We start from the raw sequence: 20,647 nt of genomic DNA on the forward strand, positions 1-20,647 counted from the left end.
AATTTAAACCGTTGGTTGTTCAATGAGCGGCAGATTTTGAAAAGAGGTGAATGACCAGTACTCCGGCAATAATCAATGCGATTCCGAGTAACGCCGGCCAATCCAGCTTCTGCTCAAACACCACCCAGCCGATCAGTGAAATCAGCACGATTCCGACTCCGGCCCACACCGCATAAGTGATACCGACCGGAATGGTTTTGAGCGTCAGAGCCAGAAAATAAAAGGAAACCGCATAGCCGGTAACAACCAGAACAGACGGCCATAAACGCGAAAACCCTTCGCTCGCTTTGAGCGCCGAAGTCGCAATCACTTCCGCAACGATCGCGATTGCCAATAACAGCCAACTGTTCATGAATGTTTTACTCTTTCATTTAATTAATCGAGGAAGGTGCCCGATAAAAAATCATTTCCAACTTCAGCATGAGGCGTAATTCCGGATCATTCCATTCCAGATCGTTGTACCAGGTGACCTTCGGTTCGATTTCCGAAAACAGCCAGTCTTTATACAGCCTCTCGCGCAGGTTGAAGCCCAGGGAAACATTGTCGAAGATAGCCCGTTCATTGGTAAAGGTCCAATTGCTGTCAATAAAATAAGAGCCCAATCGGTGCGGATTGACCGTGTGGTAGTCGATTAACTTCTGGTTAACGGTGTATTCCCCGGGTTTCTGCCACCAGGTTCCGGTAGTTTGACTCCGTACCATACGATTGATAGCAATTTGGAAATCGAGAACCTCTTGCAGCTCCCAGCCAAAGCCCTGATGCCGTTCAACAAACACCTTATTGGTGGTACGACTATGTACACCGGAACTCAGCTCGTTACGTATACGATTGCGTACCCGTAAATAGGGGTTGGGCTTCCAGACATCATAAAAATTTAATCCGAAATCGAGCTGGACCAGGCTATTCTTCTCACTACTCAGTAAGTGGCGGGCGCTGATTGAGGTCGGGTTGTTTTTTTCGGTTTTAAGAAGATTGTTGCTTTCCGGCGCATCTTTTCCATCAATTCCCCCGACATCATCATATAGAGATTCTTCAAACGAGGAAATCTGGATTTTCCATTTATGGTTGGTTCGCGGCAGGTCCCATTGAGCACTGAAATTAACCGGCGCATCAGCACGGCCATCGTTATATAAATAAACAGGGAAATAGAGTTTCAGGCGGCTGCCTTTGCGGATGACGTTGATCTGATCGTCACCAAGAAAACGATCGATTTTTTCGCCGAAATCGTCGACGTAGGCCCCAACCCAGGATTGGGTGGATTGAAGCTCTTCGAGCGAGGATTTTAAAGCACCTTCCTCCATCGGCTCAAGCCAATATTCTGCCTCTGCATTCTTTTCGGGGTCCGGTTTTGTCTCTTCAGCCACGGAGGGAAAAGCGCTTAGCAGGATCAAACAACCGGCCACAATCGAATACAGATTCGTAAACCTTCGAGAAGCGCGTCGGCTCTGGTACAATGTGCCCCCCTTTATTCGATGCCTCAGGCCAGCGACGGATCAATTTGACTATGCCAGATTCCATTCATCAAATGCATGCGACCTATCATGCAGTTGAAGACAGAATACTCTTAAAAATAAAAACGCACAACCAGTGCCTCTATCAGGCCTGGCTGACCCGGCGCTTTATTACCCTATTTCTTCCGGCACTGCACGGTAAACATCCGAACAAGCCGGAAATGCTGCTGGACGACGACGCTATATCGCTGCCTGAAATGGAAGACGATTTCATGGAGATGCTAAGCGCAATCTTGCAGGCACCGTTTGAAGAACCGGAAGCGCCGGAATTCCCTCTTGGAGAAGAGCCTCTGTTACTCAGTCGGATGACCTTCGAAAATCTGGACACTCCGGAAGCAACCTGGATACTTGAACCGGAAGACGGTAACGGCATAGAGCTGCCCTATCACCCGAATCTGCTGACGCCGATGCTGCAAATTATGAATAAGGCATTGCAAAAAGCCAACTGGCAGCTGAATCTGGAACCGATTCTGGAAATGTCGCAAGGCTCGCGCCTGCAATAGTCAGCTTTGTGCAAGTCTAGAACTGAAAGTCGGCGGCAATCGCAACCAGAATCAGCACTCCGATCCAATGGTTCTGCAGGAAAACCTTAAAAGCCACCTGCGGATCATTTTCTCCGAGACGCTTAAAATCGTACAGAAACCAAATAGCTGCGATTGCCAGGCCGGCATAATAAATCCACCCCATCACAAATGAGGTACCGGCCCAAATCAGCAGTCCGATCATCAAGGCCTGGAAAAAAGCGATCCAGACACGCAAATGCTCGCCGAACAGTATCGCCGTCGATTTCACACCGATTTTCAAATCATCCGGCATATCGCCAACTGCATAGGCGGTATCGTAAATCAAAGACCAGATTAGAGTTGCAGCAAACACCAGCCAGGCGGCCGGCGGCACTTCATTTAAGATCGCGGCAAACGCCATCGGTACCGCCCAGGCAAAGGCGGCCCCGAGGAATGCCTGCGGCCAATGAGTATAACGCTTCATAAACGGATAAAGAACGGCAAGAAAGACCGCGGCGAAAGAGAGCAAGATTGTCAGCTTATTGAGCGTCAGCACCAATGCGAAGGCAAGCAAGCAGAGGAAAGCAAAGAAGATAAGGCCAGCCTTGGCACTGATCTCGCCCGTTGCCAGCGGACGGCAGCAGGTACGTTCAACATGACCGTCAAAGTTACGGTCGGCAAAATCGTTAATTACGCAACCGGCCGAGCGCATAATAACCGAGCCGAGAATAAATACCGTCAAAATCCACAGATCGGGTACACCCTTAGCGGCAAACCACAGAGCCCACAGTGCAGGCCAAAGCACCAGGTAGATCCCGATCGGACGATCCAGACGCATTAAACGGATATAAGCATTCATTTAAGCCGACAGCTCTGCGATCTTAGCTTGTATGACGGGTAAAACTTCCTTGGAGACCTCCAGATTGGCTTCCGCCTGGCCTTGACGATCGGCATAGTGCAAAACCACTTTATGACCATCCTTTTGCCACTGGATCACATAGCCGTAACCGACCAACTCAGTCTGACCGACATCCTGATGGACAATCTGCCAACCGTCGGCATTCAACTCCCGGCGAAGATCTTCGCACAATGCCGGGTCCAAACGAATGTGTTGTAACATCGATTCTTCCTATGATTTTTTCGGTTTTTGCCAACCCTTCAAGGTCAGCTGCTTGCTGCGCGACAGGGTCAACTCTGCTGCCGGGGCATCCTTGGTAATCGTCGAACCGGCTCCGATCGTCGCATCGTCTCCCACTTCGACCGGTGCCACCAGTTGAGTATCGGAACCGACAAATACCCGGTCGCCGATCACGGTCTGATGCTTATTGACGCCATCGTAGTTACAGGTGATGGTACCGGCACCGATATTACAAGCACTGCCCATTAAGGTATCGCCGACATAGCTCAGATGATTGACCTTCGAACCCTTGCCGATTTTGGCCTTCTTAGTCTCTACAAAGTTACCGATGCGGACTTCATCCGCTAATTCGGTACCCGGACGCAGACGTGCATAAGGACCGATACTGACTTTTTCACCGATCACGCACTCTTCCAGATGACTGAATGGATGAATTTCGCTATTCGCGGCGATGGAAACGTTTTTTAAAATGCAGTTGGCTCCGATCCTTACATTATCGCCAAGTACGACCTCTCCTTCAAAAATCACATTCACGTCGATCTGCACGTCCTGTCCGGCCTGTACACTACCACGAATATCAATTCTCGAAGCGTCAATCAAGGTCACACCCTGCGTCATTAACTCATTGGTCATTAGTCTCTGATACTGGCGCTCCAGATCCTGCAGTTGAAGTTTATCGTTGACCCCAAGCACTTCGATTTCATCGCTTGGCTGAGTGGTTTGCACCGCGAAACCGTCGGCAACGCACATGGCAATAATATCGGTCAGGTAAAATTCACCTTGTGCATTATTGGATTCCAGTTGCGATAGCCATTGTTTTAACTGTGCACCCTTAGCCGCCAAAATACCGGTGTTCACTTCCTGAATTTGCAACTGCGCCGGGTCGGCATCTTTCTGTTCGACAATCGCCTGCACCGCCAAGTGATGATCACGCACAATTCGGCCGTAACCGGTCGGATTATCCAAATTGATCGTCAACAACGCCAAAGGATTCTGTTCTGAAACAAGTGCCAAAAGATCTTCAAGCGTGGATTTAGCCGTAAGCGGCACATCCCCATACAAAATCAGAATCGTGTCGTTATCGGCGATTTCCGGCACCGCCTGCTGAACGGCATGCCCGGTTCCCAATTGTTCCGTCTGAGCAACAAAATCAATCGCTTGATCGGACATCGCCTCCTCGACTAAATGCGACTGATGACCGACCACGGTTAAAATTTGTTCTGCTCCAAGTTGTAGTGCCGTATTCACCACATGCTGTAACAACGGCTGCCCCGCCAGCGGCTGCAATACCTTAGGAAGCGAAGAACGCATACGGGTACCCTTACCCGCAGCTAGGATGACGACTTTTAATGCCATAAGAATATCCAAATTTAAAATTTTGTATAAATCGATGAACACTTAATCTTAATGTGCATGAATGTAAACAAAAAACTAATTAGCAACCTGTTAAATTTTTTGTGATGGATTGGGGAACAAGATCAAGGAAAAGTAAGTGAGTATAGAAATCTATACGACACGTCCTTGACGAAGAGATTGCCCGCAAGCCGCGCAAATAAATAACAAATACTGTGTCTTTAAATAAATTCTAGATTCGTTCGATGGTAGGAAGAAAAGCGGAGTGTGCAAATTGCACATGAGCATTTTCTGACAACCCAGTGGACGGATATAGGGCTTATTTAAAAACGCTAGGGATAAAAAAAGCGGAGACTAAGCTCCGCTTTTTGATTAGGGTAACAATTAAGCCAACCCAGTCTTATGCAAACGATCGCGCAACTTGCTGATCGATTGAATTTGAGCAACAGCTTCCGCTAACTCAACTTGAGCGCGAGCGATGTCTGTTTCAGACTTCGCGTTAGACATTGCTTCTTCGGCACGTTGCTTAGCTGCTTGAGCTTCGGCTTCATCCAAGTCAGCCGCACGAATTGCCGTATCCGCAAGGATAGTCACAACGCTTGGCTGAACTTCGATAATGCCGCTGTTGACGTAGAAAAGACCTTCTTCGTCACCAGAAACAACACGCACTGTTCCAGGTTTCAACTGGCTAATAAACTGGGTGTGGTGAGGCATAATGCCAACCTCACCGTCGGCAGCCTGCGCAAAAACCATCTCAGCTTTACCGGAAAAGATAGAACCTTCTGCACTTACAACATCTACTTGCATTGAGACTGCCATAACGAATTACCCTTTATATTTTTTCGCTTTCTCTAGAACTTCGTCGATGTCCCCAGCGTACATGAATGCTTGCTCAGGAACGTCGTCTAGCTCACCGCTGGCGATCATTTTGAAACCACGGATGGTTTCTTTCAGAGGAACATAACGTCCATCTTCACCAGTGAATACTTTCGCTACGAAGTATGGTTGAGAGAAGAAACGTTGCATTTTACGTGCACGAGCAACCAATGCGCGGTCTTCTTCAGATAGTTCGTCCATACCCAGGATCGCGATGATGTCTTTCAACTCTTTATAACGTTGTAGCGTTTGCTGAACGTTACGAGCAACATCATAGTGCTCTTGACCAACAACTAGAGGGTCAAGCTGACGAGAAGTTGAATCTAGCGGATCGATAGCTGGGTAGATACCCGTTTCAGCGATCGCACGGTTCAATACAACTGTCGCATCCAAGTGAGCGAAGGTAGTCGCAGGAGCCGGGTCAGTCAAGTCATCCGCAGGTACGTATACCGCTTGGATAGAAGTGATAGAACCAGTCTTGGTAGAAGTGATACGCTCCTGAACCTGACCCATTTCTTGAGCTAGGTTAGGCTGGTAACCTACCGCAGAAGGAAGACGACCTAGAAGTGCTGATACTTCTGTACCCGCTAGAGTATAACGGTAGATGTTATCAACGAAGAACAGGATGTCACGACCTTCATCACGGAAGTATTCAGCCATGGTTAGACCAGTCAAAGCAACACGAAGACGGTTACCTGGCGGCTCATTCATCTGACCATATACAAGGGCAACTTTATCCAATACTCCGGATTCTTCCATCTCGTAGTAGAAGTCGTTACCTTCACGTGTACGCTCACCAACACCAGCGAATACAGAGTAACCGCTGTGCTCGATCGCGATGTTTCGGATCAATTCCATCATATTAACGGTTTTACCAACACCGGCACCACCGAATAGACCAACTTTACCACCCTTAGCGAACGGGCAGATCAAGTCGATAACTTTAACGCCAGTCTCTAAAAGCTCTTGAGAAGCAGCAAGTTCATCGAAAGCCGGAGCTGTACGGTGAATTACCATTTTTTCTTCTGACTCAACTGGGCCCGCGTTATCAATTGCGTTACCTAGAACGTCGAAGATACGACCTAGTGTTGCTTTACCAACTGGAACCGCAATCGCTTCACCAGTGTTCGTTACAGCCATGCCACGCTTAAGACCGTCAGATGAACCCATCGCGATAGCGCGAACTTGGTTATCACCGATCTGCTGTTGAACTTCTAGAGTTAGATCTAGTTCATCAACTTTTAACGCGTCATAGATTTTTGGTAAATCAGCACCTTTAAACTCGACGTCGACAACCGCGCCGATGATTTGTACTATTTTTCCACTCATAATCTTTAACCTTTTATTGAAACTTTCAAACTTAAACAGCTGCTGAACCAGCAACGATTTCTGAAATTTCAGCCGTGATCGCAGCTTGACGCGCCTTGTTGTAAGACAGCTTCAATTCATTGATCATTTCACCAGCGTTATCGGTTGCGTTCTTCATTGCCATCATACGAGCACCTTGCTCGCAAGCAGCGTTTTCAACAACCGATCCGAAAACAGTCGCTTCGACATAACGACGCATCAACAGATCAAGCGCTGTTTTCGCATCTGGCTCGTATAGGTAATCCCAACGAGAGTTGTCTTGCTTCTCTTCGGCTTGTAGAGGAACCAGCTTCTGGATAGTAGGATCTTGTGCCATCGTGTTAACAAACACGTTCGAAGCCAAATAGACTTCGTCCACTTCACCTGCATCAAACTTGTCTAAAACAACCTTGATGGTTCCAACCAAGTCCTCAATGTGAGGTGTATCACCTAAATCGGAAACTGCGGCAACCACATTTCCGCCGTATGAACGGAAGAAAGTTTGTGCTTTATTACCGACCAGGGCAAGTTCAACCTCAACACCTTGTTCTTTCCAAGCTTTAAGCTGAGGCAATGCCTTACGGAATAAGTTTGAGTTTAAACCACCACAAAGACCTCGATCAGAAGAGATCATGATTAGACCAACGCGTTTAACCTGGTCGCGCACCTGAGTATAAGGATGCTTATATTCAGGGTGAGCTGAAGCAACGTGGCTAATCACTCTCTTCACTTTTTCGACGTATGGTTTTGTCGCTTCCATGCGAGCTTGCGCTTTACGCATTTTAGACGCCGCCACCATTTCCATGGCTTTAGTGATTTTTTTGGTATTTGTTACGGAACCAATTTTGGCTCGTATTTCTTTACTACCGCCTGCCATGGCTACTCCTTATCTTAGAAAACGCCGTTTGCTTTGAACTCTTCGATACAAGCGCGTACGCCTGCAGCGATATCATCATTCCAAGCACCGCCGTCATTGATTTGAGCGGCTAGGTCAGCGTGGGCTGAGTTAAGGTGCGCATGCATTGCTGCTTCGAAAGCCAATACCTTTTCAACTTCAACGTCGTCAAGGAAGCCTTCGTTCGCTGCGAACAAAGATGCTGCCATTTCAGCGATTGAAAGAGGGAAGAACTGCTTCTGCTTCATCAGCTCAGTTACACGCTTACCACGCTCCAACTGTGCTTTAGTCGCCGCATCAAGGTCAGAAGCGAACTGAGCGAAAGCTGCCAATTCACGGTACTGAGCCAAGTCAAGACGAACACCACCACCCAATTTCTTGATCGCTTTAGTCTGAGCCGCACCACCAACACGTGATACAGAAAGACCAGCGTTAACCGCAGGACGGATACCTTGAGAGAACAATGAAGTTTCAAGGAAGATCTGACCATCGGTGATCGAGATCACGTTGGTAGGTACGAAAGCAGATACGTCACCCGCTTGAGTTTCAATAATAGGAAGAGCAGTCAAAGAACCGGTCTTACCTTTTACTTCACCGTTAGTGAAACGTTCTACGTAGTCTTCGTTTACGCGAGCAGCACGCTCAAGTAGACGTGAGTGTAGATAGAAGATATCACCAGGGAAAGCTTCGCGTCCTGGAGGACGACGAAGTAACAATGAGATTTGACGGTAAGCTTGCGCTTGTTTAGTCAAGTCATCATAGATGATCAAAGCATCTTCACCACGGTCACGGTAGTACTCACCCATCGCACAACCAGCGTAAGCCGCCAGATATTGAAGTGCTGCAGGATCAGAAGCGTTAGCCGCAACGATTACCGTGTTTTCCAATGCGCCGTATTCTTCAAGCTTACGAGCAACATTGTTAACAGTAGATGCTTTTTGACCCATCGCAACGTAGATACATTTCACGCCTGTGTTTTTCTGTGAAATGATCGCATCGATAGCGATTGCTGTTTTACCAGTCTGGCGGTCACCGATGATCAACTCACGCTGACCACGACCTACAGGGATCATAGAATCGATAGACTTGATACCAGTCATCATTGGCTGGTCAACCGATTTACGGTCGATAACACCAGGAGCGATGCGCTCGATTGGTGAAGTGACTTTAGTATCGATCGGACCTTTACCGTCGATTGCACGACCTAGACCGTCTACAACACGACCGTTTAATTCAGGACCTACAGGTACTTCCAAAATACGACCTGTACAGGTAACTTTGTCACCTTCCGAAATGTGGGTGTATTCACCTAGAACGACCACACCAACAGAATCACGCTCAAGGTTAAGCGCCATACCGAAAGTGTCTTCGTCAAATTGAACCATCTCACCATACATTACGTCTGACACACCATGAACCAGTGCGATACCATCGGCGATGCTAACGACTGTTCCTTCGCTGCCAGATTCAGCTGAACCATCAAAACCTTTAATTCGATCTTTGATCAGGCTGCTGATTTCAGAGGCATTCAATTGCATGTTTGTTCCTCTCCATTATTGGGCGATTGCTGCGCCAAGTTTGTTTAGTTGCGACAGGGCTGAACCATCAATGGCCCAGTCACCTACTTTAATCTTAATACCGGCAATTAATGAAGGATCCGTCTCATAGGTCACTTCAACTTCGGCATCAAACTTAGCATTTAAAGCAGCACTTAATTTTGTCTTCTGCTCGACCGTTACTTCTTGTGCTGAAATAACCGTTGCCAATACGCGTTTTTCTTCTTCAGCTTTAAGCACTTCAAATTGCTCTGAAACTTCAGGTAGCGCTAGCAAACGTTTATGTTCAGCCATAGCGGCTAAAAGGTTTTTTGCCTGGTCGCTTAGGTTTGCACCCATAACGCCTTCGTAAACGGACATAACATCCGCATCGCTTGCATCAGGGCTTTTTAGCAAAGCTTGCATGGCTTCATCAGCCGTGATCGTTGCTAAATTTGCTAAACTTTCAGACCAGGCCGCCAAGCTTTTCTCTTCTTTTGCAAGAGAGAAGACCGCTTCAGCGTAAGGTCTTGCAATTGTCATTAATTCTGCCATAGAGTCTGTTCCTTAGATTTGTTTAACTAAGGCTTCAAGCATGTCGTTGTGCGCTGCAGCGTTTACTTCTTTACTTAGAATTTTTTCTGCACCAGAAATGGCCAATACGGCAACTTCTTTACGAAGCTCTTCTCTTGCACGACTAACTTCTTGCTCTATTTCTGCTTGGGCGGAAGCTTTAATACGGTCAGCTTCTTCAGTGGCTTTTACCTTCGCATCTTCTACGATTTCAGAACCACGTTTTTCGGCTTGACTCAATACGTTTTGAGCTTGAGCTTTAGCTTCTTTCAAAACTTCTTTAGCTTTTTGTTCAGCTAGCTCTAACTCATGCTTACCTTTCTCAGCAGCAGAAAGACCGTCAGCGATTTTCTTCTGACGTTCTTCCATTAACTTCGAAAGTGGCCCCCACAGTACTTTGTTCACAAACCAGATCAATAGCACAAATGCGATAATCTGGATGAGAAGCGTTGCGTTAATACTCACGGTGGTTACCTCGCCATTCGTTATTAATTAATAATTAGATACAGTCTTCTGCTTGGTGATTAAGCACCAAGAGCAGCAGTCATTGCACCAACGAATGGGTTAGCGAATAGGAACCACATTGCGAACGCTAGGATGATGAACGGGAAAGATTCCATAAGACCAGCGAAGATGAACATGTTAGTCATCAAAGCAGGACGCATTTCAGGTTGACGAGCAATACCTTCCAAAGTCTTAGAACAGATTAGACCCCAACCAATAGCTGAACCCAAACCAGCAGCAGCCAAGATAACACCTACACCAATTGCAGTTGCAGCGTAGATATCAGCGATCATAGTAGCAGTTACTTCCATCGATTTTCTCCAAAGTTTAAAGTTAAAAAATTAAAGTTAAATAAAAAAGCTTTTTACTCAGGTATTCGTTTTGAAAACTCAAGTAGGTACGCTTTAAACCCTTTTCGGTTGCCCGAACAATCGAACAACCCAATCGTTTTCGTTTACCGGTATTAATGCCCTTCGTCGTGCGCCATACCTAGGTAAACGATTGTGAGCACCATGAAGATGAAGGCTTGAAGGGTGATTACCAACAAGTGGAAAATCAACCAACCTAAATCTAGTAGGACTTGTAACGGTGCCCAGAATAGGGCAGCGGCACCCACTGCCAGAGTTCCACCAATCAATGCGATCAGAAGGAATACCAATTCCCCTGCGAACATGTTACCGAACAAACGCAGAGCAAGAGATAGAGGCTTGGCAATTTCTTCGATCAGGGTCATAACGACGTTGACCGGAACAAAGAACTTACCGAACGGGTGGAACAGGAACATTTTGATGAATCCGACCACACCTTTAATCTTAATGTTATAGAAGAGAATCAATGCAAACACGGTGAAAGACATCGCAAGAGTCGTATTCAAGTCAGTTGTCGGAACGACTTTCAAGTAAGCGTGAGAATCACCGGTGATTAATTGATACAAGTAAGGAAGTAGATCCACAGGAATCAAGTCCATGAAGTTCATGATCCAAACCCATAGGAAAATAGTCAAAGCGATTGGCGCAATCAATGGATTGTGTCCAGGGAAAGCATCGCGAACGTTGGTCGCAACGAAATCCAAAATTGATTCAACGAAGTTTTGGAACCCGCCGGGGGTACCTGTTTCCAGCTTCTTACCTAAACGTGCCGCCATAAAGACGATTAACGCACCTAGCAAGAAACTTACAACGATGGTATCCATATTGAAGGTCCAGAAACCTTCTCCGATGGTGTTGTTGGTCAAGTGGTGTTGGATATACTCGACCGTTCCCATTTTTTCAGCACTCAAGGGTCTACTCCTTAGTCAGTCAAACGTCGTTTCCCCTGCAGATTGAAAAGCTGTCCCAGCTGCATTAACACAAAGGTTAATACAACCGGGAACGCTTGACTCTCATCGAGGAAAGACAGCCCTAAAACAAATAACACAGCTAACAGAACGAATCTGATCACTGCACTCAAATATAAAATCAGTACGCCGCTTTTCGGGCTCTCTGCCGCCTTTTTATTGGCTTTGGCAAAGGTATAACTCAGCATTACCACATTCATAATGCCAATAAAAAAGCCGTAGGCGGCGGCCACGGCTTGCCCTTGAGTCGCATAAATCGCCACAACAACCAGGCCGATTAATAATTGAACTTTAAATCCCTTGTCCAGATTCTTAATCATCTTTGCGCTCGGTCTGTTCGACTCGATCCAGCTTACTCGTTAACTTGTGCACCTTCTGAATGCCGCCGATAAATCCAAGGACGGCACAGACCATTAACATAATCGGAGTGGTCTCGAAAATCTGGTCCAGCATATAGCCGACCAAAAATCCCGCAATCAACATCGACGTAAAAATCGATCCGGCGCCCATAAGTAAAAAATTCAGCGCTGGCGGCGTCTCTTTTCTCACGCCGTTCGGGGATTTTTTGTCCGATTGACTCATCTAATGGCAAACTCTATTAATGATACTTTTTCGCTAAAACAAGATCAAGCTAAATGGGCGCCCATGATAATGTTTTATCGCACTAAAAGCTAGTTTAATCTACGCTGAATATTTCAGCGAAAACAACAATAAACTTAAATATAACTTAAGACATATCAAGATAGTGTTGTTGTTTAAAATACAGACACAATATCTTTGAAAAAGCCCTTCAAAAAAATTTCACATAGCTTGAAATCACACCGACTTGATCAAGAACTTAACGCACGGCCTGCATTAAACGTTCAAGATCGGCCAGATCCTTATAAGAAATCTCGATTTTTCCAGCGCCGTTTTCTTTATGGTGAATTTTGACCTTCGCATCCAAACGTTCGCAAAGGTGGTTTTGCTTTTGCACAACCTCTTCGATATATGGTATCTGCTTGCGTTTATGCTCGCGTACGACGCGATTCGGTACCAGAATTTGCTGTACTGCCTCTTCCATTTCCCGGACTGACCAGCCTTTGCTGATGGCTTTCTCGGCCAATTCTGCCTGCTTCTCTTCCGGAAGGCTGATAATGGCACGCGCATGGCCCATCGATAAAAATCCGTCATGCAAAGCCTTCTGGATGTTCTCCGGCAATTTCAGTAAGCGCAGCAGGTTGGAAACCGCAGCGCGGGAACGGCCGACGGCATCGGCGACTTCCTGCTGTGTCAACTCAAACTCTTGCATTAAGCGCTTCAAACCGACGGCGGTTTCAATCGGATTCAAATCTTCACGCTGGATATTTTCGATCAATGCCATTGCTAAAGTCGCCTGACTGTCTGCTTGGCGAACTACGACCGGTACCGTACTTAAACCGGCCATTTTCGCTGCACGCCAGCGTCGCTCTCCGGCAATAATTTCATAGTCGTCATCCGTCAAAGGGCGAACAATAATCGGCTGAACAACGCCTTGTACACGAATCGAAGCCGCCAAGTCCTGCAATGCAGCTTCGTCAAACTGATAACGCGGTTGATATTGACCCGGTTTCAATGCTTCGATATCGATTTTTTCGATACGTAGATCGGTACTGCTCTTATCGGATTTTTGCTTGGCACCCAACATTGCGCTTAAGCCGCGACTTCCCATGCCTGATCTTTTTTTAGCCACTTGCGTACCTGCCTTTCAAAAGTTTATATCTGGGTTTTACGAATGATTTCATTAGCCAAAGCCAAGTATGCCATGGCCCCACTGGAAGATGCATCGTAATCGAGGATTGATTCGCCGTAACTCGGCGCTTCGGCCAGGCGAACATTGCGCGGCACAATGGTTTGTAAAACCTTCATGCCGAAGTGTGCGACTAATTCGTTAGAAACATCATTAGCCAAATTATTACGGCGGTCGTGCATGGTGCGCAACAGGCCGTCGATATGTAATTGCGGATTCAGCTCACCTTGCACGGTTTCAATCGTGTCCATCAAAGCGGATAAACCTTCCAAAGCAAAGTATTCGCATTGTACCGGTACTAAAATACCGTCCGCAGCTCCCAATGCATTTAAAGTCAACATATTCAAAGTAGGCGGACAATCGATCAAGATCGCATCATAGTTATCGCGCGCCTTTTTAAGAACCTTATCCAAACGCTTAGGACCTTTATCCTCATCAAGAAGCATCACTTCGGCGGCAGTCAGATCGGCATTCGACGGTAATAGATCCAAACCCGCCTGTTCAACTTCGATAACCACTTGCTTGAACTTGGCTTCGCCAATCAGCAGATCAAAAACCGTTACTTCCAAAGCATCTTTATCGACACCGATGGCGACGGTGGCATTCCCTTGCGGATCAAGATCAATTAATAGAATTTTCTTTTCCAAACGGGCCAAAGCAGCCGCCAAATTCACACTGGTTGTCGTTTTGCCAACCCCGCCTTTCTGGTTGGCAACAGCTATGACTCTTCCCACAAGAGGTTCCTAATTATTGTTTAATCAGTTTAATTAAGCGTCTATCCGCATCCAATTGCGGTACTTGCAATTCGATAATTTCGCTAACCGTAACATCTGCCGGCAGAGACAAGGTTTCATCGGTCTCCTTCTGAGCCTTCATCGCCCACCAGACACCCTTATCAGCAAGCAGGTGTCGTGTCCAAAACAACATATCGTCAATCGAAGCGAAGGCTCTGGAAATGACCGCCTGGTATAACTCCTCGGGACGGTACTCTTCCACCCGGCTATGAAATACTTGTGTCGATTTCAATCCCAATTCGGCTTTTACCTGAATCAAAAAGCGGGTCTTTTTATGATTACTGTCCAACAGGTCGATCTGGCGTTCCGGAAAGCAGATTGCCAGAGGTATTCCTGGAAGTCCGCCACCGGTACCGACATCGATCAAGCGTTCCTGCTCAATATAGGGAACAACCGCCAGACTATCGAACAGGTGCTTGACCAACATCTCCTGCGGATCACGGATCGCCGTCAAATTATAGACTTTATTCCATTTGGAAAGTAAGTTTAAGTAACCGATCAGCCGATCTACCTGCTGCCCGCCTAACTCCAGATTCAAAGCTTGCAGTCCGTTTTCCAACTGCACTTTCAAAGAACTCGACTCCATATAAAATCCTAACTAAGCGCTTTTTTGCGAACGGAATTTTTTAATTTCAATCAGCAAAATCGAAATCGCCGCCGGAGTAATTCCCTGAATTCTCGAAGCCATACCTAAATTCGCCGGTTTATGGTCACGAAGCTTCTGCTTCACTTCGTTAGACAAACCGGAAATTTTATCCAAATCCAAACCGTCGGGAATTTCCACTGCTTCGGAGCGTTTCAATTTCTCAATCTGCTCCAGCTGACGAGCGATATAGCCGGAATACTTGGCTTCAATCTCGATCAGATCAACCACCGATTCATCTTCGACTGCACTACCGAACACTTCCAATAGAGCCAAAGCGGTATACTCAACCTTCGGACGCTTCAGCAGATCGAACAGCGTCTGCTCTTTGCTTAAAGGCAAATCCATCAATGCTTCTGCCTGTTTCGCTTCCGGGTGCGCCGGATGAATCCAGGTATTTTTCAGACGGGCGACCTCTCTTTCCAATAACTCGATCTTGTTATTGAAGGCGCGCCAACGTTCGTCATCGATCAGACCCATTTCACGGGCAATCGGTGTCAAACGCTGATCGGCATTGTCTTCACGCAACATCAAACGGTACTCGGCGCGCGAAGTAAACATACGATAAGGCTCATTGGTACCCATAGTGATCAAATCATCGACCAGCACGCCCAAATAGGCTTGATCACGGGTCGGGTACCACGCTTCCTTGCCCTGAGAACGCAAACCGGCATTCAAACCGGCCAGAAGCCCTTGTGCCGCCGCTTCTTCATAACCGGTTGTCCCGTTAATCTGTCCGGCAAAGAATAACCCCTTAATCGCCTGAGTTTCCAAAGACGGTCTTAAGCCGCGCGGATCAAAGAAATCATATTCGATCGCATAGCCCGGACGCATAATCTTAGCTCTCTCCAAACCTTCCATGGAATGGACGATCTGCAATTGTGTCTCATAAGGCAAGCTGGTGGATATTCCATTCGGATACAGTTCCGTCGTCGTCAAACCTTCCGGCTCGATAAAGACCTGATGCCGATCCTTATCGGCAAAACGCATCACCTTGTCTTCAATCGACGGGCAATAACGCGGCCCGACACTGTCGATTTCACCTTGATCGGAATACATCGGCGACTGATCCAACGAAGCCATAATCGCTTCATGGGTACGCGCGTTGGTATAGGTGATATAGCAAGGAATCTGTTGCGGGTGCATTTCACGGCTGCCCATATAGGAAAATACCGGTAGCGGGTCATCGCCCGGCTGCACCTGCATACGATCGAAATCGACCGTTCGGGCATCAATTCTCGGCGGCGTTCCGGTTTTCAAGCGCCCGACCGGCAGATCCAACTCACGCAATTTAGCTGCGAGTCGATTAGCCGGTTCATCGCCGGCACGACCACCTTCATAATTCTGCAGACCAATGTGAATACGTCCTGCCAGGAAGGTTCCTGCCGTCAAAACGACCTGACGGGAATAAAATTTCAAGCCCATTTTTGTCACGACACCGGTGACATAATCGCCTTCGACAAGGATATCCTCAACCGGCTGCTGAAACAGCGTTAAATGCTCTTGGTTTTCCAAACGGGTGCGAATGGCCTGACGATATAAAACACGATCAGCTTGAGCACGGGTAGCACGGACCGCAGGTCCTTTAGATGCATTCAGAATACGAAACTGAATTCCGGCTTCGTCGATTGCCAAGGCCATGGCGCCGCCCATCGCATCGACCTCTTTGACCAAATGTCCCTTACCGATTCCACCGATCGCCGGATTACAGGACATTTGTCCTAAAGTATCGATATTATGGGTAAGCAATAAGGTTTTCTGCCCCATGCGAGCTGCAGCCAAGGCCGCTTCGGTACCTGCATGACCGCCGCCGACAACAATTACATCATAAGTTGAAAAGGCTTTATCCATCTCTAAACTCGCAATGGAGCTACGCTCCGTAACCTAACCCGGTCGGATTTTTTAAATCCGACAAATCCTTCCTGCCATCTTTAACAGGAAAGGGAACCCGTAACAATTTGTTTTAATTAAATTTTATTTGATCCACATCCGCATGACAAAGTGCGAGACTAATCGCGTATTTTACCACAAGGACTAACCCTATCTTTCCAAAAATAGGGGTGATCTAGCATTAACCAATTGATCATCTTAGGTTGAAGCAACCAAAGCGTCACGCATCTGCATAAAAGCAATTAAAAACTCGAAGAGCAGGCGCCAGAAAAGTTCCGCAAATAAAAAGGCGACTATTCCCAGCAACCACCATTTCCAAAAATTCAATTTAGCGCCGAGCAATTGCACAAATGGCGAAATAGTCGCTTTAATTTGCTCAACTTGTTCAATTGCTAACTTTCTGCGCAAATAATTCAGCACCCATACAATAAAAATCGGTAGTACTATCGCCCCGAAATAATAAAAAACGATTAAAGCTTCAATACTGATCAAACGTTTAAAACTGAGAAAATCCCACACTTCGACTCACCACTCACCATCATATTCATTACCGCCATCCAAAGTACCGACCGACCAGAAAATATTTACCTGAATTTTCCGCTTCTTTAGACAAAGGTCTATTGATTACCGATAAAAACTAATCGATGATTAGCATACATTATTCGGCAATCAATGATGAACCGTCCGGTTTATCTAAAGATGCCTTATTTGCGAGGTACTCTCTCATGATGCATTTCCCACTCAAATCTTTCTCTTTAATCGGAATTTTTAGTGCTGTATCGGTCACGCTGAGCGGTTGTTCAATGAATCCGCCTCAATCGATGATGGATGTTCAGCCCGGAGAACATTTTGTTCTTAAGCAAGCAATGACTATCCCTCCCGATTACAGCCGCCAATATATACAATATGGCCAAATCAGTGGCAATTCCCACAACCTGTACGCACCTTACTGTGATCTTGAAGTCTATCAGATGAGCAGCCAGCCACAGACGATCAATAGCGAACGTTTTAAAATCATTAAAGTGGAAATCGGTGAATCTTTTACCGCCTCGAAGAAACCGGAAACTTTACTGGCCATGAACGGACCTCTTTCGACAAATATGCTTAGTTTCGGCGGGGATTACCAACGTCCTGAAAGCGTTGATTTAGTTCATCTGTATTTACAATCGGACAAGCAACCAAACGTATATCGTTTGACATGCGGCGGCTCCTTAAGCAACGGTAACTTAATGGATGCACCCGACAGCTATCGTCCTGAAAGAAAACAGATCAATCAAATCCTCGGTAGTGTCGGTAAAATTGAACCGTAATGTAAATCTCTAAACAAAAAAAGAGCCCACTAAGGGCTCTTGTAAAACGCTCTAGCAAAAACTGAATTTAAAGCCAGGTTTTGCCGTCAACCTCAATCAGATCATTGAAAGCATGCCAGCTGGCAAATGCCAGTAGCGGCATCACCACAATCATCCCAAATCCCAAAGTGGCAATCCCGGCCATAACCATTGTTCCGATCACCAATGCCCAAACAGCCATTACGCCTTTATTTTCCATCGTGACTTGCGCACTTAAAACCATTGCCGACAATACACCGATGTTATCGTCTTTAAGCAACAAAGGAATGGTTACCACACTAATCGCAAACACGAAACCAGCTACTATCGCCCCTATAACGAAAAACGCAATCATAAAGCCAATGCCCGCTTCGGAGAACAAGAAGCCCATGACTCCCTGATCGGCGTCGACAATAAGCAAAGATTGTGTCCCGACGACAACGCCGGCAATCAATGGAACGATGCGGCTCCATATCGCAATAATCGCACCCAGTGTAAAAGCAAATAACGCAAACTCCGTCAGGTTATGTCGCCACACAACCAAAGATGAAAGCAGGCTTGGTCTTTGGTTTTTTTCCAGTTGATGGGCTATGTGATATAGACCGGTTGCCAGAAACGGTGCAATCATGACAAAAGACGTCGCGATCATAAACATCAAAAACGGTGTCTGTTTGTAAGCGAGCAAAACGCCCAACACGGTGACGGTCATAAGTAAACCGTAGAATACAGACGCTAATGGAGCACGCGCCATATCCATCCAACCCAATTTCAACCATTTTCCGATTTGCGCAACACTGACATCGTGGGAAATCAGATGCTCACCGGAAACCGTATAGTGATCGTGAGCATGAATGTCTCGAACGATTGAATCTGCCATCATAAACCTCCTTGCCTAAGGGCAAATAATGTTTAAAAGCACAAGCCTAAAATTTAACTTGTTTTCCAATCATATAAAAAACCGAGAGAAACACTAAGACTTTTCGATATACATTTTTTCTATGTATATCAATGTCTTGTCTTATATAAATGAGTGCTAATAATTTACAATCGCCCGTCAGATCAGGCTTTGAGAGAAGAAAAATAACTTAAATGGAAGAGCCCAATCAAAGGCTCTTCTGCTTAGAATATTTATTGACGAAGTGTACGAGAGATATCAAACTCGTCTTCGAAATTGGATCGATACGGGTTAATATCCAAGCCGCCGCGTCGCACATAGCGAGCATAAACCGTCAGCTCAGTTGGTGCACAGCGCTGCATAATATCACTAAAAACACGCTCAACACATTGCTCGTGAAATTCATTATGCTCACGGAATGAAATAATGTATTTCAAAAGCCCTTCACGGTTAATTCGCTGACCGCTATAACGAATCACGATCGATCCCCAGTCAGGCTGGGAAGTAACCAGGCAATTCGACTTGAGCAGATGGCTGTTGACCTCCTCAAGCTCAACCAGTTCATCTTCTACCTTTAGTAGTGACGGCTTGACCGTATAATCTGAAACCTCGATATCCAAATCATCCAGATTTTCACCGGGTAAATCGCCAAACAGTAGTTCATGACCGCCCAATTTACGAAAGTCGACTGTAACAGCCTCACCACTCGCAGCAGACAGATCCTTTTCCATCACCTCGATTACTTCCTCTTCCGAAGCAAAGCGCGAGCCGTTAAAACTATTTAAATACAGCTTGAAGGATTTTGATTCTATTAAATTTGCTGAAGTCGCCTGAAAGGCAAAATCGGCAATGCGAACTTCAGGTCTGCCTTTGGGATTAAGCCAGGAAACTTCGAATGCCGTCCAAATATCCAAACCATTAAACGGTAGTGCCTGTTCATCAATACCCAGCTCAAATCGTTTCTCCTGACGCGGAATCGGGAAAAGTAAATCAGGGCTGTAAATATTGCAATATGGCGTTTCTCGCCCCAATAAGCTCGAATTTGCGGTACCTTTTTTTAAATCAGAAGAAGTCATCAGCTACCCACATCGAAATTACGTAAAGCGGAACGGAAGGAATTAAATGGGTTCAAAATCGCATCGGCCAAAATAATCCCATAACCCAGCCAGTGAAAAAAACCGATTTCCTTATCAGGAGAAAAATACATATAGGTTAACAAAGCGGTCGATAAAATAACGGCGATCACTGCCCAAATCAGGTCCATCAGAAAGCCCATAGGACTGACATCGACCGATTTAACCATTTCAACAAAAAGAACCACTACCGCCATGGTAATAAACGCATAACCATATACCGTATTATCTAATGGCCAGCCAAAGCGATCCGCCAAAAACAAAAAACCAATCACCGCAAACATCCACGGAAATTTAGAAATACTTTTAAACAGACTATCCGGATTTTTTTTAGTCACGCTGACGCTACTCATACAAGCAATCTTCTTTTAATGTAGTTAATCGATTTAAAGGATTTAATCTAAAAGATAAGGCCCTATAACACAAGAACCTTTTAAGGAAACCGACTTTTCACAGGGCAATAAAAAAGCCCCGTTAGAATACACTAACAGGGCTTTGGGATATAAGCTTGGCGATGACCTACTCTCACATGGGACCTCCCACACTACCATCGGCGCTAAGACGTTTCACTTCTGAGTTCGGGAAGGGATCAGGTGGTTCCATCTTGCTATGTTCACCAAGCAAT

The 20,647-nt window shown here is 46.2% G+C and carries 25 protein-coding genes and 1 rRNA gene; 2 read left to right on the forward strand and 24 right to left on the reverse strand.

Going from position 1 to position 20,647, the window contains the following annotated elements; genetic code table 11:
* Positions 1-19 precede the first annotated feature (19 nt).
* Both H8792_RS10545 and H8792_RS10550 read right to left on the reverse strand, forming a co-directional pair.
* Entirely contained in the window at positions 20-352 is a 333-nt protein-coding gene (locus H8792_RS10545) for an SMR family transporter (RefSeq protein WP_185978925.1), read from the reverse strand.
* Between the two features lie 19 nt (positions 353-371).
* Positions 372-1,364, reverse strand: a complete 993-nt coding sequence (locus H8792_RS10550) for a hypothetical protein (protein WP_185978926.1) — start codon at positions 1,362-1,364, stop codon at positions 372-374.
* A 140-nt stretch (positions 1,365-1,504) separates the two neighbouring features.
* On the opposite strand from H8792_RS10550, the gene H8792_RS10555 reads away from it, so the two are divergent.
* Positions 1,505-2,014 carry a hypothetical protein gene (locus tag H8792_RS10555; protein ID WP_185978927.1) on the forward strand — a complete coding sequence of 170 codons (510 nt, stop codon included), beginning with the start codon at positions 1,505-1,507 and terminating at the stop codon, positions 2,012-2,014.
* A gap of 16 nt (positions 2,015-2,030) precedes the next feature.
* On the opposite strand, the gene ubiA is transcribed toward H8792_RS10555, so the two are convergent.
* The 18 genes from ubiA to H8792_RS10645 form a co-directional block, all read right to left on the reverse strand.
* Positions 2,031-2,873 carry a 4-hydroxybenzoate octaprenyltransferase gene (gene ubiA, locus H8792_RS10560; protein WP_185978928.1) on the reverse strand — a complete coding sequence of 281 codons (843 nt, stop codon included), beginning with the start codon at positions 2,871-2,873 and terminating at the stop codon, positions 2,031-2,033.
* Positions 2,874-3,134 (reverse strand): hypothetical protein, encoded by a 261-nt coding sequence (locus H8792_RS10565; protein WP_185978929.1) that lies wholly within the window; start codon positions 3,132-3,134, stop codon positions 2,874-2,876.
* A gap of 9 nt (positions 3,135-3,143) precedes the next feature.
* Positions 3,144-4,508, reverse strand: coding sequence for a bifunctional UDP-N-acetylglucosamine diphosphorylase/glucosamine-1-phosphate N-acetyltransferase GlmU (gene glmU, locus H8792_RS10570; RefSeq protein WP_185978930.1), 1,365 nt, complete (start codon positions 4,506-4,508; stop codon positions 3,144-3,146).
* A 381-nt stretch (positions 4,509-4,889) separates the two neighbouring features.
* Positions 4,890-5,324, reverse strand: coding sequence for a F0F1 ATP synthase subunit epsilon (locus H8792_RS10575; RefSeq protein WP_185978931.1), 435 nt, complete (start codon positions 5,322-5,324; stop codon positions 4,890-4,892).
* 6 nt (positions 5,325-5,330) lie between these two features.
* A complete protein-coding gene (gene atpD / locus H8792_RS10580; protein WP_185978948.1) occupies positions 5,331-6,713 on the reverse strand; it encodes a F0F1 ATP synthase subunit beta in 1,383 nt (460 codons plus the stop codon).
* A 28-nt stretch (positions 6,714-6,741) separates the two neighbouring features.
* Complete coding sequence (gene atpG / locus H8792_RS10585; RefSeq protein ID WP_185978932.1) at positions 6,742-7,605, reverse strand: F0F1 ATP synthase subunit gamma; 864 nt, start codon at positions 7,603-7,605, stop codon at positions 6,742-6,744.
* 14 nt (positions 7,606-7,619) lie between these two features.
* Positions 7,620-9,161: a F0F1 ATP synthase subunit alpha gene (atpA, locus tag H8792_RS10590; protein ID WP_185978933.1), complete on the reverse strand. Its 1,542-nt coding sequence runs from the start codon at positions 9,159-9,161 to the stop codon at positions 7,620-7,622.
* 15 nt (positions 9,162-9,176) lie between these two features.
* Positions 9,177-9,713 (reverse strand): F0F1 ATP synthase subunit delta, encoded by a 537-nt coding sequence (locus H8792_RS10595; RefSeq protein ID WP_185978934.1) that lies wholly within the window; start codon positions 9,711-9,713, stop codon positions 9,177-9,179.
* A 12-nt stretch (positions 9,714-9,725) separates the two neighbouring features.
* Positions 9,726-10,196 carry a F0F1 ATP synthase subunit B gene (locus tag H8792_RS10600; protein ID WP_185978935.1) on the reverse strand — a complete coding sequence of 157 codons (471 nt, stop codon included), beginning with the start codon at positions 10,194-10,196 and terminating at the stop codon, positions 9,726-9,728.
* A gap of 59 nt (positions 10,197-10,255) precedes the next feature.
* On the reverse strand, positions 10,256-10,546 hold the full coding sequence (gene atpE, locus H8792_RS10605) for a F0F1 ATP synthase subunit C (protein ID WP_019557536.1): 291 nt from the start codon (positions 10,544-10,546) through the stop codon (positions 10,256-10,258).
* Between the two features lie 152 nt (positions 10,547-10,698).
* Positions 10,699-11,514: a F0F1 ATP synthase subunit A gene (atpB, locus tag H8792_RS10610; protein WP_228767084.1), complete on the reverse strand. Its 816-nt coding sequence runs from the start codon at positions 11,512-11,514 to the stop codon at positions 10,699-10,701.
* An 11-nt stretch (positions 11,515-11,525) separates the two neighbouring features.
* Entirely contained in the window at positions 11,526-11,891 is a 366-nt protein-coding gene (locus tag H8792_RS10615; RefSeq protein ID WP_185978936.1) for an ATP synthase subunit I, read from the reverse strand.
* On the reverse strand, positions 11,884-12,153 hold the full coding sequence (locus tag H8792_RS10620; RefSeq protein WP_185978937.1) for an AtpZ/AtpI family protein: 270 nt from the start codon (positions 12,151-12,153) through the stop codon (positions 11,884-11,886). Before H8792_RS10620 ends, H8792_RS10615 begins: the two co-directional genes overlap by 8 nt.
* A 256-nt stretch (positions 12,154-12,409) precedes the next feature.
* Entirely contained in the window at positions 12,410-13,282 is an 873-nt protein-coding gene (locus H8792_RS10625; RefSeq protein WP_319558280.1) for a ParB/RepB/Spo0J family partition protein, read from the reverse strand.
* Between the two features lie 23 nt (positions 13,283-13,305).
* On the reverse strand, positions 13,306-14,073 hold the full coding sequence (locus H8792_RS10630; RefSeq protein WP_185978938.1) for a ParA family protein: 768 nt from the start codon (positions 14,071-14,073) through the stop codon (positions 13,306-13,308).
* A gap of 13 nt (positions 14,074-14,086) precedes the next feature.
* Positions 14,087-14,719, reverse strand: a complete 633-nt coding sequence (gene rsmG, locus H8792_RS10635) for a 16S rRNA (guanine(527)-N(7))-methyltransferase RsmG (RefSeq protein WP_185978939.1) — start codon at positions 14,717-14,719, stop codon at positions 14,087-14,089.
* Positions 14,720-14,731: 12 nt separating this feature from the next.
* Positions 14,732-16,627: a tRNA uridine-5-carboxymethylaminomethyl(34) synthesis enzyme MnmG gene (mnmG, locus tag H8792_RS10640; protein WP_185978940.1), complete on the reverse strand. Its 1,896-nt coding sequence runs from the start codon at positions 16,625-16,627 to the stop codon at positions 14,732-14,734.
* A gap of 237 nt (positions 16,628-16,864) precedes the next feature.
* On the reverse strand, positions 16,865-17,185 hold the full coding sequence (locus H8792_RS10645) for a DUF4282 domain-containing protein (RefSeq protein WP_185978941.1): 321 nt from the start codon (positions 17,183-17,185) through the stop codon (positions 16,865-16,867).
* Positions 17,186-17,469: 284 nt separating this feature from the next.
* On the opposite strand from H8792_RS10645, the gene H8792_RS10650 reads away from it, so the two are divergent.
* On the forward strand, positions 17,470-17,976 hold the full coding sequence (locus H8792_RS10650; protein ID WP_185978942.1) for a hypothetical protein: 507 nt from the start codon (positions 17,470-17,472) through the stop codon (positions 17,974-17,976).
* A 67-nt stretch (positions 17,977-18,043) separates the two neighbouring features.
* Here H8792_RS10650 and H8792_RS10655 read toward each other — a convergent pair whose 3' ends face one another.
* From H8792_RS10655 to rrf, 4 genes are all read right to left on the reverse strand, one after another.
* Positions 18,044-18,871, reverse strand: coding sequence for a DUF2189 domain-containing protein (locus H8792_RS10655; protein WP_185978943.1), 828 nt, complete (start codon positions 18,869-18,871; stop codon positions 18,044-18,046).
* 251 nt (positions 18,872-19,122) lie between these two features.
* Positions 19,123-19,965 (reverse strand): NADPH-dependent 7-cyano-7-deazaguanine reductase QueF, encoded by an 843-nt coding sequence (gene queF / locus H8792_RS10660; RefSeq protein WP_185978944.1) that lies wholly within the window; start codon positions 19,963-19,965, stop codon positions 19,123-19,125.
* On the reverse strand, positions 19,965-20,375 hold the full coding sequence (locus H8792_RS10665) for a hypothetical protein (RefSeq protein ID WP_185978945.1): 411 nt from the start codon (positions 20,373-20,375) through the stop codon (positions 19,965-19,967). Before H8792_RS10665 ends, queF begins: the two co-directional genes overlap by 1 nt.
* Positions 20,376-20,528: 153 nt before the next feature.
* Positions 20,529-20,643: ribosomal RNA gene (rrf, locus tag H8792_RS10670) — 5S ribosomal RNA — on the reverse strand.
* Between the last annotated feature and the right edge of the window lie 4 nt (positions 20,644-20,647).

The sequence above is a fragment of the Thiomicrorhabdus heinhorstiae genome (genome assembly GCF_013391765.2).
In the GTDB taxonomy this organism is placed as follows: domain Bacteria; phylum Pseudomonadota; class Gammaproteobacteria; order Thiomicrospirales; family Thiomicrospiraceae; genus Thiomicrorhabdus; species Thiomicrorhabdus heinhorstiae.